The sequence below is a fragment of the Propionivibrio sp. genome (assembly GCF_041441355.1).
Taxonomy (GTDB): domain Bacteria; phylum Pseudomonadota; class Gammaproteobacteria; order Burkholderiales; family Rhodocyclaceae; genus Propionivibrio.
Genome location: NZ_JASDTF010000027.1, coordinates 64402 through 80401 on the forward strand (window position 1 = coordinate 64402; position 16000 = coordinate 80401).

At 68.6% G+C, this 16000-nt stretch carries 15 protein-coding genes; 7 read left to right on the top strand and 8 right to left on the bottom strand.

Translation table 11 applies throughout. From position 1 onward, the window contains the following. Positions 1–7: 7 nt before the first annotated feature. Both QMB55_RS10155 and purE read right to left on the bottom strand, forming a co-directional pair. Positions 8–1180 (bottom strand): 5-(carboxyamino)imidazole ribonucleotide synthase, encoded by a 1173-nt coding sequence (locus QMB55_RS10155; RefSeq protein WP_497588586.1) that lies wholly within the window; start codon positions 1178–1180, stop codon positions 8–10. Next, the gene (gene purE / locus QMB55_RS10160; RefSeq protein WP_497588587.1) at positions 1177–1689 is read right to left on the bottom strand and encodes a 5-(carboxyamino)imidazole ribonucleotide mutase; all 513 of its coding nucleotides are present in this window, start codon (positions 1687–1689) and stop codon (positions 1177–1179) included. Before purE ends, QMB55_RS10155 begins: the two co-directional genes overlap by 4 nt. A 289-nt stretch (positions 1690–1978) precedes the next feature. On the opposite strand from purE, the gene QMB55_RS10165 reads away from it, so the two are divergent. After that, a complete protein-coding gene (locus tag QMB55_RS10165) occupies positions 1979–2896 on the top strand; it encodes a LysR family transcriptional regulator (RefSeq protein WP_497588588.1) in 918 nt (305 codons plus the stop codon). 389 nt (positions 2897–3285) lie between these two features. After that, positions 3286–3576, top strand: a complete 291-nt coding sequence (locus QMB55_RS10170) for a TFIIB-type zinc ribbon-containing protein (protein WP_497588589.1) — start codon at positions 3286–3288, stop codon at positions 3574–3576. A gap of 105 nt (positions 3577–3681) precedes the next feature. Here QMB55_RS10170 and QMB55_RS10175 read toward each other — a convergent pair whose 3' ends face one another. Together QMB55_RS10175 and QMB55_RS10180 are read right to left on the bottom strand one after the other, a co-directional pair. Beyond that, the gene (locus QMB55_RS10175; protein WP_497588590.1) at positions 3682–4029 is read right to left on the bottom strand and encodes a RidA family protein; all 348 of its coding nucleotides are present in this window, start codon (positions 4027–4029) and stop codon (positions 3682–3684) included. A 77-nt stretch (positions 4030–4106) separates the two neighbouring features. Continuing rightward, on the bottom strand, positions 4107–5639 hold the full coding sequence (locus tag QMB55_RS10180) for a fumarate hydratase (RefSeq protein WP_497588591.1): 1533 nt from the start codon (positions 5637–5639) through the stop codon (positions 4107–4109). A 355-nt stretch (positions 5640–5994) separates the two neighbouring features. Between QMB55_RS10180 and QMB55_RS10185 the strand changes: the two genes are divergently transcribed. Continuing rightward, positions 5995–7038 carry an adenosine deaminase gene (locus QMB55_RS10185; RefSeq protein WP_497588592.1) on the top strand — a complete coding sequence of 348 codons (1044 nt, stop codon included), beginning with the start codon at positions 5995–5997 and terminating at the stop codon, positions 7036–7038. After that, on the top strand, positions 7031–7900 hold the full coding sequence (locus QMB55_RS10190; RefSeq protein ID WP_497588593.1) for an SIR2 family NAD-dependent protein deacylase: 870 nt from the start codon (positions 7031–7033) through the stop codon (positions 7898–7900). The genes QMB55_RS10185 and QMB55_RS10190 overlap by 8 nt, the downstream gene beginning before the upstream one ends. Before the next feature lie 22 nt (positions 7901–7922). Here QMB55_RS10190 and QMB55_RS10195 read toward each other — a convergent pair whose 3' ends face one another. Continuing rightward, positions 7923–8753, bottom strand: a complete 831-nt coding sequence (locus QMB55_RS10195; RefSeq protein WP_497588594.1) for a substrate-binding periplasmic protein — start codon at positions 8751–8753, stop codon at positions 7923–7925. A 133-nt stretch (positions 8754–8886) separates the two neighbouring features. Here QMB55_RS10195 and QMB55_RS10200 point away from each other — a divergent pair, with 133 nt between their 5' ends. The 3 genes from QMB55_RS10200 (at position 8887) to QMB55_RS10210 (ending at position 11962) form a co-directional block, all read left to right on the top strand. Next, positions 8887–10512, top strand: a complete 1626-nt coding sequence (locus QMB55_RS10200) for a methyl-accepting chemotaxis protein (protein WP_497588595.1) — start codon at positions 8887–8889, stop codon at positions 10510–10512. A 122-nt stretch (positions 10513–10634) separates the two neighbouring features. After that, the gene (locus QMB55_RS10205) at positions 10635–11648 is read left to right on the top strand and encodes a NifB/NifX family molybdenum-iron cluster-binding protein (RefSeq protein ID WP_497588596.1); all 1014 of its coding nucleotides are present in this window, start codon (positions 10635–10637) and stop codon (positions 11646–11648) included. 5 nt (positions 11649–11653) lie between these two features. After that, entirely contained in the window at positions 11654–11962 is a 309-nt protein-coding gene (locus QMB55_RS10210; RefSeq protein WP_497588597.1) for a DUF134 domain-containing protein, read from the top strand. A 91-nt stretch (positions 11963–12053) separates the two neighbouring features. Here QMB55_RS10210 and QMB55_RS10215 read toward each other — a convergent pair whose 3' ends face one another. The 3 genes from QMB55_RS10215 to QMB55_RS10225 all read right to left on the bottom strand — a co-directional run bounded on the left by QMB55_RS10215 (position 12054) and on the right by QMB55_RS10225 (position 15868). Next, on the bottom strand, positions 12054–12845 hold the full coding sequence (locus tag QMB55_RS10215; RefSeq protein ID WP_497588598.1) for a substrate-binding periplasmic protein: 792 nt from the start codon (positions 12843–12845) through the stop codon (positions 12054–12056). Positions 12846–13007: 162 nt separating this feature from the next. Continuing rightward, positions 13008–14738 (bottom strand): single-stranded-DNA-specific exonuclease RecJ, encoded by a 1731-nt coding sequence (gene recJ / locus QMB55_RS10220; protein WP_497588599.1) that lies wholly within the window; start codon positions 14736–14738, stop codon positions 13008–13010. Beyond that, positions 14735–15868: a hypothetical protein gene (locus QMB55_RS10225; RefSeq protein ID WP_497588600.1), complete on the bottom strand. Its 1134-nt coding sequence runs from the start codon at positions 15866–15868 to the stop codon at positions 14735–14737. Before QMB55_RS10225 ends, recJ begins: the two co-directional genes overlap by 4 nt. Between the last annotated feature and the right edge of the window lie 132 nt (positions 15869–16000).

Genomic DNA, 16000 nt, shown 5'->3' on the forward strand with positions numbered 1-16000 from the left:
TCGTCGTTTACGCGGCGCGCTGTACCTGTGCTGCAGGTGTCGCCGATTCGGGCGCGAGGGCGGCGCGGCAGGCTTCGGCGCGTTCGCGCAGCGGCGCCACGGCATCGCCGAGCACGGTGTAGTGCCCCATCTTGCGGCCGGGGCGGGCGTCGCTTTTGCCGTAGAGGTGGAGCGTCAGGTCGGGGGCGGCGATGGCCGCCCAGTCGGGCTCGCGGGCCGTGCCCTGGGCGTCGAACCACAGGTCGCCGAGCAGGTTGACCATCACCGCGGCCTGCTTGGCCCCAGGATTTCCGAGCGGCAGGCCGCAGAGGGCGCGCACCTGTTGCTCGAACTGGCTGACGGCGCAGGCGTCGAGCGTCCAGTGGCCGGAGTTGTGCGGGCGCGGCGCCAGTTCGTTGACCTTGAGCGCGCCGCCGACGAGGAAGAATTCGACCGCCAGCGTGCCCACGTAGTCGAGCTTTTCGGCGATGGCGCGGGCGATGGCCTGTGCCTCGGCGAGCCGTTCGGCGGGCAGGCGCGCAGGGACGATGGAAACGTCGAGGATGCCGTGGCGGTGTTCGTTCTCGCTCGGGGTGTAGGCCTGGACTTCGCCGTCGGCGCCGCGCGCGAGCACCACCGAAACCTCGCCCTCGAGCGGCAGCAGTGCTTCGAGCACGCAGGCTTCGCCGCCCAGCTCGGCGAAGGCGGTCAGCGCTTCGGTGCGGGTGGCGACGCGCACCTGGCCCTTGCCGTCGTAGCCGTGGCGGATCACCTTGAGGATGCCGGGGAAGAGTTCGTCGCCCGCGGCTTCGAGGTCGGTGGCGCGGGCGATGGCGGCGAAGGGCGCGAGCGGAAAACCATGTTCGACGAGGAACCGTTTTTCCACGAGGCGGTTCTGGCACACCCCGACCGCTTCGGCCGAGGGGCGCACCGGACGGTGCGCGGCGAGCCAGCGCAGGGCGTCGGCGGGGACGTTCTCGAATTCGGTGGTGACAGCGGCGCATTCGGCGACGAGGCGAACGAGCGCGGCGGGGTCGTCGTAGGCGGCGACGAGGTGAACGTCGGCGACGCTGGCCGCCGGGCAGTCGGGCTGCGGATCGACGACGACGACGCGGTAACCGAGCTGCTGCGCGGCGAGCACGAAGTAGCGGCCGAGCTGGCCGCCGCCGAGCAGGCCGAGGGTGGCGGGGGCGGCGATCATCGCGGCGCCTCGAGCTGCATGGCGAGGACTTTCTCGGTCTGGCGGGCGCGGAAGGCGTCGAGGCGGGCGGCAAGCTCGGCGTCTTCGTTGGCCAGCAGGGCGACGGCGAGCAGCGCCGCGTTGGCGGCGCCGGCCTCGCCGATGGCGAAGGTGGCGACCGGGATGCCGCGCGGCATCTGGACGATGGAGAGCAGCGAGTCGAGGCCCGAGAGGGCGCGCGACTGCACCGGCACGCCGAGCACCGGCACCGGGGTCATCGCGGCGATCATGCCGGGCAGGTGGGCAGCGCCGCCGGCGCCAGCGATGATGGCCTTGAGGCCGCGCGCGCGGGCCGTTTCGGCGTACTCGCAGAGGAGCTTGGGGGTGCGGTGCGCGGAAACGACGCGCGCTTCATAGGCGACGCCGAATTCCTCAAGCAGTTTGGCGGCGGCTTGCAGCGTCGGCCAGTCCGAATCCGAACCCATGACCACGCCGATCTTCACGGTGGCGGTGGGGGTGTGCTCTTGCATGGTGAAACTCCGTCAGGAAGGGGGCGCCCGATGGGCGGGCTCGGCATCCACGAGGAGGCCGGCCGGGGGTTGAGGAAAAGCGGGGCCGGGCGCCGGGGCGCGGGCGGTGTGGGGGATTTCGAGCGTGGAGCGGACGTATCCCGCGGCGGGGCCGAAGACGAAAAAGAAGGGCCGAACGCACTGCGGAAACACGGGCAAGGAGGGGCTCCAGAGGGATGGGGCGGATGATAGGGCTTCTTTTAGATCGAGTAAAATCGATAATATCTATTGTGAAGATAGGGAAAAATCTATGCATGTCAGCTTCCGCCAATTGCAGCTTTTCCTCGCCGTCGCCGAGTTGCGCAGCATCACCGCCGCCGCGCGCGCCTGTCACGTGACCCAGCCGACGGTGTCGATGCAGCTCAAGGAACTGGCCGATTCGGTCGGCCTGCCGCTCTACGAGGTGGTCGGCAAGCGCCTCGACCTGACCCCGGCCGGTGAGGCGCTGGCCGTCTCGGCGCGGGCGATGGTCGAGGAATGGGCCGACTTCGAGCAGCGGATCGACGCCATGAAGGGCTTGGCGCGCGGGCGCCTGCGCGTGGGCGTGGTGAGCACGGCAAAGTATTTCGTGCCGCGCATCCTGGGCGGCTTTTGCAGCCGTTACCCGGAGATCGACGTCATCCTCGACGTGCAGAACCGCGACGGCGTTGTCACCGCGCTGCGCGACAACCGCCACGACCTGTACATCATGTCGCGTCCGCCGGCCGACATCGAGATCGTGCAGCAGCCCTTCCTCTCCAACCCGCTGGTGCTGATCGCCGCCGAAGGGCATCGGCTGGCCGGGCGGCGCGGCATCGCGCTGGCCGAACTGGCTGGCGAGCGCTTCATCCTGCGCGAACGCGGCTCGGGCACGCGCCTCGCGTGCGACGAGTATTTCGCCGCCTGCGGTTTCGTGCCCTCGGTGCGCCTCGAACTCGGCAGCAACGTCGCGATCAAGCAGTCGGTGGCCGGCGGCATGGGGCTGTCGGTGATCTCCAGCCACACTCTGGGCGCGCACCTCGAAGACGAGCAGTTGACCGTGCTCGACGTCGAAGGCTTTCCCATCCACTCCAACTGGTCGATCCTCTACCCGCGCGGCAAGCGCCTCTCGCCGATCGCCAGCGAATTCTTAGCCTACCTGCGCGACAGCGCCGAGGCTTTGCGCCAGCGGCAGGAAGGCGGCGCCTGACGCGGACTTGCGATGCCTTGCGGTGCTAAATCGCCCGCTTGCCCCGAACGCGGGTTTTCATGGTTCAATGGGGCCGAAAGGGAGTAGCCGTCCGCTGTCACGACCGTCATTCCGGGGGGAAACCTTCCGGTCGGGCAGGCGACCTGTCGGAGTATCAGGGTCGCGGCGAGACTTTCGTCGAAGGCCGTTAACGTGAGTGATCGACCGTGTACGAAGGCGTCTTGGCGCGGAATGAAGGCACAGGGACAGGAATCGACGGCGCCCGCCGTTGCGTCCGCCCCGGGGCTCCCGGGTTTTCCCTTCTCCTTCTTTCCTCCTGAGGCCTTGCGGACGCGGCGTTGCGCCGGAGGCGGCGAGCGTTCATTTTTGGATTACGCAAGGAGTGTGCGATGAAATGCCCGGTATGCAAGGACGTGACCCTGACCATGAGCGAACGGCAGGGGATCGAGATCGACTATTGCCCGCAGTGCCGCGGGGTCTGGCTCGACCGCGGTGAACTCGACAAGCTGCTCGAACGTGCCCAGGCTTCGGCCGAGCCGGCACCGGCGGCCGCTCCGCGCCAAGAGCCGCCGCCGCAGGGTTTCGGCCATTCCCATCATCCGGGCGGCCACGGCCAGGCGCAGTACGGCAAGCACTACGGCAAAAAGCCGAAGTCCTGGCTCAGCGATATCTTCGATTGAGCGTCCCGCCGGACCGTCCTTGAGCGTCCTCTTTCCGTTGCGGCCGGCGCAGCAGGGGCGGGCGGCAACGGGCCGCAGTGGGGCGCTTGCGGACGGCTGCGGAAATCAGCCGCGCGCGGCGGTGATTACGGCTTCGATCCGCCAGCCAGGATGTGCGAGGCCCGCCTGGACGCAGGCGCGCGAGGGGGCCGTGCCTTCGGGCACCCAGGCGTCCCAGACGGCGTTCATGCCGTCGTAGTCGGCCATCGAGGGCAGGTAGAGGGTGACGTGCAGGAGGCGCGTCTTGTCGCTGCCGGCCTTGGCCAGCGAGGCGTCGATCCCGGCGAGGACTTCGCGCGTCTGGGTGGTGATGTCGGCGTCGGCGGTGTGCGGCACTTCGACGAGGTAGAGGGTGTCGCCGTGGATGACGATGTCGGAATAGCGGCGCGTCGTGCCGAGGCGTTCGATGTCCATGCGGGTGTCCTGAGGGTGCGGCATTGAAACGGCGAAGCCGGCGCGCGGCCGGCTTCGCGGATTGAAGGCGAAGACGCTCAGCCGGCGACCGGGATCTTGCCGATCTTGATCTGCCACTCCTTCGGTCCGGTCGAATGCACCGCGCTGCCGGTCGAATCGACGGCGACGGTGACCGGCATGTCCTGGACCTCGAACTCGTAGATCGCTTCCATGCCGAGGTCGGCGAAGCCGAGGACCTTGGACGACTTGATCGCCTTGGCGACGAGGTAGGCGGCACCGCCGACGGCCATCAGGTAGGCCGACTGGTTGTCCTTGATCGCCTCGATGGCGATCGCGCCGCGCTCGGATTTGCCGACCATGCCGATGAGGCCGGTCTTCTCAAGCATCATGCGGGTGAATTTGTCCATCCGCGTCGAGGTCGTCGGGCCGGCCGGGCCGACCACTTCGTCGCCCACCGGATCGACCGGGCCGACGTAGTAGATGACGCGGTTGGTGAAGTCCACCGGCAGCTTCTCGCCCTTGGCCAGCATGTCCTGGATGCGCTTGTGCGCGGCGTCGCGGCCGGTGAGCAGCTTGCCGTTGAGCAGCAGCTTGTCGCCGGATTTCCACGAGGCGACTTCCGCCTTGGTCAGCGCGTCGAGATTGACGCGCTTGGCGGCCTTGGTGTCGGCGGTCCAGGTGACGGCCGGCCAGTCTTCGACCTTGGGCGGCTCGAGCTTGGCCGGGCCGGAGCCGTCGAGGTGGAAGTGGATGTGGCGCGTCGCGGCGCAGTTGGGGATCATCGCCACCGGCAGGTTGGCGGCGTGGCAGGGGTAGTCGAGCACCTTCACGTCGAGCACGGTGGTCAGGCCGCCCATGCCCTGCGCGCCGATGCCCAGCGCGTTGATCTTCTCGTGCAGTTCGAGGCGCAGCTGCTCGGCGCGGGTGAGCGCGGCGCCGCCCTTGGCCTTGTCCTTCAGTTCGTGGATGTCGACCGGGCCCATCAGCGATTCCTTGGCCATCAGCATTGCTTTTTCCGGCGTGCCGCCGATGCCGATGCCGAGGATGCCCGGCGGGCACCAGCCGGCGCCCATGGTCGGGATGGTCTTCAGCACCCAGTCGACGACGTCGTCGGACGGGTTGAGCATCGCCAGCTTGGCCTTGGCTTCCGAGCCGCCGCCCTTGGCCGCGCAGATGACTTCGACGTGATGGCCGGGGACGATTTCGTAATGCACGACCGCCGGGGTGTTGTCCTTGGTGTTCTTGCGTGCGCCCGCCGGGTCGGCGAGCACCGAGGCGCGCAGCGGGTTGGCCGGGTTGGTGTAAGCGCGGCGCACGCCTTCGTTCACCATCTCCTGCAGGCTCAGCGTGGCGTCGGGCCACTGCACGTTCATGCCCACCTTGAGGAAGACCATGCCGATGCCGGTGTCCTGGCAGATGGGGCGGTGGCCTTCGGCGCAGAGGCGCGAGTTGGTCAGGATCTGGGCGATGGCGTCCTTGGCCGCCGGCGCCTCTTCGCGTTCGTAGGCCTCACCGAGCGCCTTGACGAAGTCGAGCGGGTGGTAATAGCTGATGAACTGGAACGCATCGGCGATGCTTTGGATCAGGTCTTCCTGTTTGATGGCCGTCATTGCAGTCTTTCTTTCAGTTTCGAAGGTTGGAAAACTTGCGAGGGTATTGAAAGCGGTCTGCGCATCCTGCTGCATGAGCTGGTCCGGGCATTTGTTCTTGATTCGACCCCGGCGCGATGCGGGTCATTCTAGCACCAAACGCATAGCGCGGCGGCGCCTGGGCGGGCGTTTTCAGGACTTTGAAAGACGCAGGGATGACTGTCTGAAAGCCTTATTCCACGGGCGCTGGCGCGGCGCCGGAAGGCGCATCTGGATTGGCTTGCGGCACGGCCTTCCGGCTGCGGCGCGGCGGTGTCCGCTGCGGGCGATTTGCGGCACAATGCGCGCATTTCCAGAACCCCCGGAGTCTTCTTTCATGTGCGCCGATCGAGCCGCCGAGCTTTCCACTTTCATCCGCGGCCTGCCCAAGGCAGAGCTGCACCTGCACATCGAAGGCACGCTCGAACCCGAACTCATGTTCGAACTCGCGCAGCGCAACGGCGTCGCGCTGCCCTATCCGAACGTCGAGGCGGCGCGCGCCGCCTACGCCTTCGACGACCTGCAGTCCTTCCTCGACCTCTACTACGCGGGCGCCGCCGCGCTGCGCACGGCCGACGATTTTCACGCCCTCGCCGCCGCCTACATCGAACGCGCCCGCGCCGACGGGGTGCGCCACGCCGAGCTGATGTTCGACCCGCAGACGCACACTGAGCGCGGCGTGCCGATCGAGGCCGTGTTCGCGGGGCTCGCTCGAGCCCTGCGCGAGGCGCGCGAGCAGCACGGGTTTTCCTCGCGCCTGATCCTCTGCTTCCTGCGCCACCTTTCCGAAGACGAGGCCATGGCGACGCTCAGCGCCGCGCTGCCGCTGCGCGCGGCGTATGCCGACCTGTGGGTCGGGGTCGGCCTCGATTCGTCCGAGCGCGGCAACCCGCCGGAGAAATTCGCACGCGTCTTTTCCGAGGCGCGGGCCGCCGGGCTGCGCGTCGTCGCCCACGCCGGCGAGGAAGGGCCAGCGGCGTACGTGAGCGCGGCGCTCGACGTGCTTGAAGTCGAACGCATCGACCACGGCGTGCGCGCCGAGGAAGACGCGGCGCTGATCGAGCGCCTCATGCGCGAACAGGTGCCGCTCACCGTCTGCCCGCTCTCCAACCTCAAATTGCGCGTGGTGAGCGACCTGCGCCAGCACAACCTCGCCCGCCTCCTGCGCGCCGGGCTGTGCGTGACGGTCAATTCCGACGACCCCGCGTATTTCGGCGGCTACGTCGCCGCCAACTACCTCACCGTCGCCGAGGCGCTCGAACTTTCGCGCGCCGAGCTCGTGCAGCTCGCCGCCCACAGCTTCGCGGCGTCGTTTGTCGCGGCCGAGGAAAAAGCGGCCTGGCAGGCCGAATTGGCCGACTACGCAGCGGCGCATGCCTGAGTGCTTGCCGGCGGACGACGCCTACCGGCGCTGCGCCGAGCTGATCGTCCAGGCCGATGGCCTGCTGATCACCGCCGGCGCGGGCTTCGGCGTCGACTCCGGGCTGCCCGATTTTCGCGGCACGCAGGGCTTCTGGCGTGCCTATCCGGCGCTCGGCCGGGCGCGCATTCCCTTCGAAGCGATCGCCAATCCGGCAGCCTTTGTGCGCGACCCGCGCCAGGTCTGGGGCTTCTACGGCCATCGTCTGAACCTCTACCGGGCGACCGTGCCGCACGCCGGGTTCGCGATCCTGCGCCGCATCGCCGAACGTGTGCCGGACGGCGCGTTCGTGTTCACCAGCAACGTCGACGGGCAGTTCCAGAAGGCCGGTTTTGCGGCGGAGCAGATCGTCGAATGCCACGGCTCGATCCATCACCTGCAATGCAGCGAGCCGTGCGGCGAAGCGATCTGGGCGGCCGACGATCTCCTCCCCGACGTCGATGCCGACGCCTGCCGCCTGCGCTCTGCGCTGCCGACCTGCCCGCGGTGTGGCGCACTGGCGCGGCCGAACATCCTGATGTTCGGCGACTGGAACTGGTGCGAGGCGCGCAGCGAAGCCCAGCACACGCGCCTCGCAGTCTGGCGGCGCCGGGTTGAGCGTCTCCTGGTGATCGAACTCGGCGCCGGCACCGCAGTGCCGACGGTACGTCGTTTCGGCGCTTCGCTCGGCGGGTTGTTGATTCGCATCAACCCGGATGAGCCGCAGCTTGAAGGGGCGCGGGGCGTGGCCCTGCCCGAGAACGCCTTGCCGGCGCTGCAGGGCATCGCCGCAGCCTTGGCGGCGCAGGGCTGGGCGGATTTTTCCGCAAAAACCGGAGCGTGAGCCGGGCGGCCGCGACGCGGCTTCAGGGTGTCGCCGGGCGCTCCCCGGCTTTGCCACCCAGGCTGTAACGGGCGAGGATCGCGGCGATGGTGCCGTCGGCCTGCAGTTCGGCGAGGGCGCGGCCGAGTTCGCTGGCCTCCGCGGCCAAGGGCGATTTGCGCGAAATGCCGAAATAGAGCGGGGTGGTCTTGGCCGGGCGGTAGGCCGCCTTGACGACCTCGCTGGCGAAGCCGCGCAGGCGCAACTCGTAGTCGACCTGCAGGTCGCTGCCGACGATGACGTCGAAACGCCGGCCGAGCAGCATCCGGAGCAGCTGGGTTTCGTCGGTCGCCGACAGCTTGTTGAGCGCGTTGTCGCTGTCGAAGGGCTCGAAATAAACGCTGCCGCGCGTGAATCCGATGCGCGTGCCGGCCAGATCCTCGTAACGCTTGATCGGCTGCGCGTTGGTGGCGAGCTGGTAGAAGGCCGGGCGGATTTCGGCGTAGGCCGGCGCTTGATAGAGGATGAAGGTTTCGCGTTCTTGGGTGCGCGCCAGGCCGCTCATCAGGTCGGCCGTGCCGTCGCGCATCATCCCCAGCGCGCGCACCCAGGGCACGCGCTGCACGCGGATCTTGATCTTCAGGCGCGTTTCGAGCTTGGCGATCAGTTCGATGTCGATGCCCTGCATGGCGCCGTTTTCGCCTTCGATGCGGAAGGGTGGCCAGAAATCGGTGACCAGCAGGTATTCCCGCGGGCGTTCGCCGGACGCCGCCAGGGCCGCTCCGCCTCCGAGCGTCAGCGCCAGCAGTGCGCAGCCGAAGTGCCGCAGGACGGTCTGCCAGCGCAGCGGTCGGGAAGACAAGTGCGGGAACATGAGATGAGCATAGTCCAGAGTGGAACGCTGGCGGAGAAAAAAAGTAACAAAGTGTATAAAGTGTGATCGTTGGGCGATGTTTTTCGTGCAATGAAGTTAGTATCCGCCGGCTTTGTTTGGAGGAGATGTCACGATGAAGTTCCGTACCCGCCTGCTCATGATCATCGCCAGCTCCTTGCTGGGCATGATCGTTCTCGGCCTCGTCGGGGTGTTGCAATTGCGCAGCTCGATGATGGACGAGCGTGAGCACCAGATCAGGGTCTTGCTTGATCTGGCCCATTCGCAGCTGGCGTATTTCCATGCGCTGGAAACCAGCGGTAAGCTGACGCGCGACGAGGCTCAGGCCCGCGCGCAGGAAGCCTTGCGCGCCCTGCGTCACAAGGACGATTACTTCGTCGCCCGGCGGGTGTCGGACAACGTGATGCTGGTGCATGCCACCGCCGAGCGCATCGGCAAGGTCGATGCCGGCACCAAGATGGCCGACGGGCGCAGCATCGTCGAGCACTACAAGGATGCGATCGCACGCAGCAAGGATGGCAAGGGCTTCGTCGAGAACCGCTCGATCCGCCCGAGCAGCGAGGACAAGACGCTCTACCGCAAGCTCAACGGCGCGGTGGTGTTCAAACCCTGGGACTGGATGCTGGTGATCGGCTTTTTCGTCGACGACATCGAGGGCGCCTTCTGGGAGGACGCGATCCTGCTCCTGATCCTCGGTGGCGTGGGCCTCACCGTGGTCGGCTTGCTCGCCTTCAGCACCCTGCGCAGCATTCTCGGCGACCTGGGCGGCGAACCGCGCTACGCGGCCGAGATCGTGCAGACAATTGCGGCCGGTGACCTTTCGCGCACGATCGAGACCCGGGGGCGCGACGACAGCCTGCTTGGTTCGATGCGGCGCATGCGCGAGAGCCTGCACACCATGGTCGAACACTTCAACGGCGCCTCGCGGACGCTTTCCGGCGCCTCGGAGAAGCTGAGCAACGAAACCAGTCAGATCAGCGAAGGCAGCCAGCAGATTTCGGAAGCGACGGCGTCCACCGCGGCGGCGATCGAGGAAATGACGGTCAGCATCAATCACATCTCGGACAACGCGCGCGAGACCGAAAGCAACTCCCGCCAGGCCGCCGAACTCGCGGTGCAGGGCGAGCGCTTGGCCAACGACGCCGCCGACGAGATCCGCCGCATCGCTGCCGACATCGGCGCCGCTGCCGAGCTGATTCGCGGCCTTGTCGAGCGCTCGCGTGAGATCGACACGATGAGCAGCGTGATCAAGGAAATCGCTGAACAGACCAACCTTCTGGCGCTCAACGCGGCGATCGAGGCGGCGCGCGCCGGGGAGCAGGGGCGCGGCTTCGCGGTCGTGGCCGACGAAGTCAGGAAGCTCGCCGAGCGCACGGCGCGCGCGACCGAGGACATCACCCGCACCATCCGCGCGGTGCAGGGCGACACCGACACCGCCGCGGCGCGCATGGACGGGGTGAGCGGGCAGGTTTCGGTCGGCGTCGACCGGGCCGAGAAGGCCGCCCAGGCGCTGCGCGACATCAACGAAGGGGCGCGGGCGACGTTGGCGAAGACCCGCGAGGTGGCCGACGCGGCGCGTGAGCAAAGCGAGGCAAGTAACAACATCGCCGGCAACGTCGAGCGCATCGCCCAGATGGTCGAGCGCTCCGACGCCTCGGTGCAGCAGGCGCACGCCCAGGTGCGCGAGCTCGACATCTTGGCGCGCGACCTGCAAGAGGCCGCGGCGAAGTTCAAACTCTAGGCGTCCGACCGGGCGAATGAGGTCAATTATTGGCGTACGCCAATAATTGACCTATACTCCGGGCTTTCGTTTCCGGGCGTCCGCGCAAGGGCGTTTCCGGTTTTCCCCCCGAAAGGCCCGTCATGATCGTCTGTATTCCCCTGCACGCCCCGCTCGCCGACGGCGAGCGCGATGCGCCCGTCGAGCCGCATCTGCCGCGAGCGCGCTACCTTCATCTTTACGATACCGAGGCCCGCAGCGGCCGTACCCTCGACCTCAGCCAGCTCGGGCAGACGGAGAGCTTCCGCATTGAGGCGCTGCTGTGCACCAGCCTCGACCGGATGACCCTGCGCCAGCTGCTGCAGCGCGGCATCCGCGTCTATGGTACCGATGCCGAAACCCTGCTCGACGCCATCGGCCAGTTCGAGCGCGGCGAACTCGTCGCGGTCGAGGGCGAGTCCGAATCGGAATCAGGCTCCGGATCGGGCTGTGGTGGCGGCGGCTGTGGCAAATCCGGCGGCTGCGGCGGTCACGGTCATGGCCACGCACACGGCGAAGCGTCGGGGGGCGGTTGCGGCGGGCATGCGGAGGATGAGGCGGAGCATGCGGAAAAATCCGCCTCGGGCCGGCAAGGGGGGTGCGGTTCGGGCGGCGGCTGCGGTTGCGGCGGCCATCGCGCCGAAACGGGGGATGAGGCCCACGCAGCGGTCGATGAGGCGCCTTTGCCGACGCAGGGCGTGGTGCGTATCGCGGTGTGCAGCCAGAACCGCAAGACGGTGACCGAGCACGCCGGCAAATGCCGCAAGTTCTGGATCTACACGCTGACCGACGGCGTGCTCGGCGAGCGCGAACTGTTCGAGCTGCCGCTCGAACAGGCGTTGCATTCGACGCCGGGCGAGGCGCCGCATCCGCTCGACGGCGTGCACGTGCTGATCGCCGCCAGCATGGGCGGCGGCATGCAGGCCAAGCTGCGCGCGCGCGGGATCGCGCCGCGGATCACCGCCATCGACGACCCTGATGCGGCGGTCGCAGCCTTCCTGGCCGGCGAAATGCCCGCGCCTGAAACCCGTGCGGGTGGAGGCTGCGGCGGCGGGGGGGGCTGCGGTGGTGGCGGTTGCCACGGCGAGCACGGTCATCACGGTCATCACGCGCACTGACGCCGATGGCCCGCCCGCTCAAGCCGCGTTGTCTGGGCTGCGCTCCGGCTGCGGATTACTTCAAGCCGCTCGGGATTCCGCTGCGCGAGCTGGAAGAAGTCGCGCTCGCGCTCGATGAGCTGGAGGCCGTGCGCGGCGTCGACCTCGAAGGCCTGCAGCACGCCGAGGTCGCCGCGCGCATGGGCGTCTCGCGCCAGACGGTGGGCAACCTGCTGGCGCGCGCGCACCGCAAGATCGCCGACGCGCTGCTCAACGGCAAGGCGTTGCGCGTGCGGACGAGTTCGGATGCCCCGGTTTTGGAACGCGAGCTTTGAATCCAATGCCCTGCCTGCAAGCAAGGGCGCGGGCTGCAGGCACGCTGAAGGCCGCGCGCGATGTGCGACGCAGGCCGGGGCGCAGGAGGGGCTAGGGCAGTTTGACCTGATAGCGCGCCAGGATGGCTGCCCACTCGCCATTGGCTTTCAGGCTGTGGATGGCGTTGTCGATGCGCGTCCGCGTGGCGGTGGGCACGTGCGGCGAATAAACGAGGTAATGGTTGTAGGGCTGGAGGTCGCTGCCGACGACGCGCAGCTGCGCGGCCAGCGGCGACTGCCGCAGCGCGTAGGCCAGGGCCAGGTCGTAATGGACGAAAACGCGGCCGCGGCCCGAAATCAGCTTGCGGAAATTGACCTCGACGGTGCGGGCCGTGTCGTCCACCCGCTCCAGTTGGCGCTTGAGGGCGTGCGCGGTGGACGTGCCGAAAACCGCGAGTACGGCGGGATCGTCTTTGAGCGCGCGCAACTCGCCGATCGAGTCGATGTGCAGCGAGTCGTCCTGACGCCCGACGACCATGTGCGCGACGCGGTACAAGGGTTCGCTGAAGCCGGGGCCGCTGCCGGGCGTGATCCGCGGCGGCTTGCGCAGTCCGCAGTGCAGGTCGATCTGGCCGGTGCCGAGGTTGTGCTCGATGCGCCGACGGGGCACGAAATCGCCGGGCTGTTCGAAGCGGATGTCGGCAACCTGGCCGATGCGCTCCAGCAGCTCGACGCACAAGCCCGAAAAACTGCCGTCCGCGTGGCGGATGTACTTGGGCTGGGTGTCCTGGTACTCGGTCTTGAGGACCAGGGGTTCGGCCTGCGCCAGCGCCGTGCCGGCGAGCAGCGGGAGCAGCAGGCCGGACGACAGCGCGGACGGACGACTCGGGCGGCGGGCGGACATGGATGGCGGTTTCCCGGGGCGGAGGGGCGCCGTTTCGGGCGCGACGGCACGGTCCGCAGTGTAGCCGGAGGTTATGCCGACGGCAATCAAGGATTGCCCTGCAGGCCGCGTCCTGCCTTGGTTTCTGGCCTGCCCGAGAGGGCGTGAGCGTTTGTCCGGGGCTTACGCGAGGTGCTCGATCATCAGCTGCGGCGTCTGCACCCCGTTGTAGTCGTTGATCGCCAGGCGATAGGCGGCGCGCACCGTGTTGCCCGACGGCGCGGCGCTGAAGTTGAACCAGATCGCGTCGAGGCGCTGTTCGCCGCGGCGCAGGCGCAGCTTGAGGTGTTTTTCCTTGAGCACGCGCTGGCTTTCGACGACGAATTCGTCCTCAAAGAGCGGTGGTGGAAAGCCCTGGCCCCAGATTTCCTCTTCCAAGAGGCGCACGGTGTCGATCGAGAAATAGCCCGATTCGAGGCCGCCGTCGGTTTCCAGCGTGCGCGTGAGGTCTTCGGGGGCGACGAGTTCGTCGACGACTTCGGCGAAGAGCGTTGCAAAACGGTCGAAATCGCCCGCACGCAGCGTCGCGCCGGCGGCCATGGCGTGGCCGCCGAAGCGCAGCAGCAAGCCGGGCGCGCGCTTGGAGACGAGGTCGAGTGCGTCGCGCAGGTGCAGGCCGGGGATCGAGCGGCCCGAGCCCTTGAGCTCGTCATGGTCGCCTTGGGCGAAGGCGAACACCGGGCGGTGCAGTTTGTCCTTGAGGCGCGAGGCGAGGATGCCGATCACGCCCTGGTGCCATTCGGGGTGGAAGAGAGCGACGCCCGGGCGTTCGCCGACGTCGATCGCGTCGAGGCTGGCGAGCGCGCTGTCCTGCATGCCGCTCTCGATTTCCTTGCGTTCGCGGTTCAGGGCGTCGAGCTGCTGGGCGATGGCCAGCGCGCGGCCTTCGTCCTCGGCGAGCAGGCATTCGATGCCCAGCGCCATGTCGGCGAGGCGGCCGGCGGCGTTGAGGCGCGGGCCGACGATGAAGCCGAGGTCGAGGCTCACCGCCTTGGCCGGGTCGCGTCCGGCCGCGCGGAACAGGGCGCGCACGCCCGGCGAGAGCTGGCCGGCGCGCATGCGCTTCAAGCCCTGGCTGACGAGGATGCGGTTGTTGCGATCGAGGCGCACGACGTCGGCGACCGTGCCCAGCGCCACGAGGTCGAGCAGGTTGGCGAGGTTGGGCTCGCGCCGGCCGCTGTCTTCGGCGAACCAGCCGCGCGCGCGCAGTTCGGCGCGCAGCGCGAGCATGACGTAGAACATCACCCCGACGCCGGCCAGGCTCTTGCTCGGGAACTCGCAGCCGGGCTGGCTGGGATTGACGATGCATTCGGCCTCGGGGAGCGAGTCGCCGGGCAGGTGGTGGTCGGTGATCAGCGTGGCGATGCCGAGTTCGGTCGCGCGCGCGACGCCGTCAATGCTGGCGATGCCGTTGTCGACGGTGACGATGAGGTCGGGGCTGCGCTCGGCGGCGAGGTCGACGATCGCCGGGGTGAGGCCGTAGCCGTAGGTGAAGCGGTTGGGCACGAGGTAGCCGATGCGCTCGGCCAGTTCGGCCGGATCGCTCTCCGGCCCCGCGGCCATCTGGCGCAGGGCGCGGATGCCGACCGCGCAGGCGGTGGCGCCGTCGCAGTCGTAGTCGGCGACGATCAGGATGCGCGCTTCGGCTTCGATCGCGTCAGCCAGCAGGCGCGCGGCGTCGTCGGCGTGGGTGAGGAGCGCTGGCGGCAGCAAGCCCTTGAGTTCGTAGTCGAGTTCGCTCTTGGTCGTCACCCCGCGCGCAGCGTAGAGGCGGGCGAGCAGCGGATGCACGCCCTGCTGTTCGAGTTGCCATTGCAGGCGGGGCGGGACGTGGCGGGCTTGGAGTCGGGTCATGGTGCGGAAATCGATTGATGCGATGGAGGGGCGAGTTCGGCCAGCTCGCGGGCCCAGGTGGCGAGCGGTTTGGGGCGGCGCCAGAAGGCCCAGCTGGCGGGGCGTGCAAGCCGCCATTCGAGGCGTCCGTAGACGGTCGGGGCAAGCAGGGTGAGTTCGCCGCGCAAGGTGCCGTCGCGCAGGGCGGCAAGGAGCGGTGCGAACCAGTCGGCGTCGAGGCGGGCGAGCGCGGCGCGGTAGGCTTCGCCGCTTTCGTACTGCACGGCGGTGGCGAGGTCGTCCAGGACGACGAGCGGGTGCGCGGTCCTGGCCTCGGCGGCGAGCTGGGATCGCTGGCTGAGCAGCGCCGCAGCATTGGCGGGGCGCGCCCGGGCGGGCACGCCCGCTGCGTGCGCCAGCCCGCGCGCCAGCGGGTCGTCGCTCAGAATGGCGTCGAAGGGCAGCGTCAAGTCGCTGGGCAAAGGGCCGCCGCCCCACAGCCAGAGGGCGTTGACGGTCATCCGCCCGGTGGCTTCGCGGGCGCGGTTGACCGGGTGTTCGTGCAGCAGCATCTGGGCCGCGTTTTGCAGCCGGCGTTGGGCCTGCGCTTCGCCGAGTGAGGGCAGCAGGCGTTCGACGCTGCGCCCGGCGACCGCCGAGAGCGGCGGCGCGCGGTGTTCGCCGGACAGCGCCGGGTCGGCCGGTTCGAGGTACCAGCGGCCGGCGGCGCCGAGATGAAAGCGGCCGTAGGCGGCCAGTTCACGGTTGAAGCCGGCGATCAGCGCCTGCGCTTCGTCGTCGGCGAGTTCGAGCTGCGTGGGGTCGGCGAGCACCAGGCGTTCCTGCAGGAAGCGCAAATGCACCGGGTCGACGGCGAGCCAGTCGCCCGCAGTGTTGGCCCCGCTAGCCTCGTTGGCGCCCTCGGGTCCGCCGGATTCACCGAGTCGGCGCAGGGCGGCGTAGGGGGCGTTTTCCGGCAGTCCGGCGGCGTCGCACAGCGCGGCTTCGTAGGACGTCGCGGCGCTGCGGGCGGGGCCGCGACCGGCCCGGGCGAGCAGGGTTTCCAGCGCGGGGCAGGCGAGGTCGTCCTGGGTGGCGCGGTCTTCGGGCTCGGGCCAGAGGAGTTCGGGAATGAGGAGAGTGAGCGGCATGCGTTGAGATTGGGGCGGCGAGGGCTCACGGCTACGCCGGAGGGATATGGCATCGGGTTGAGGCGGGGCCAGGGCGCCGTCGACCGGGCGTTTGAGTGTACCATAGCGACTTTGCCGTGCCGGCCGGGTTCC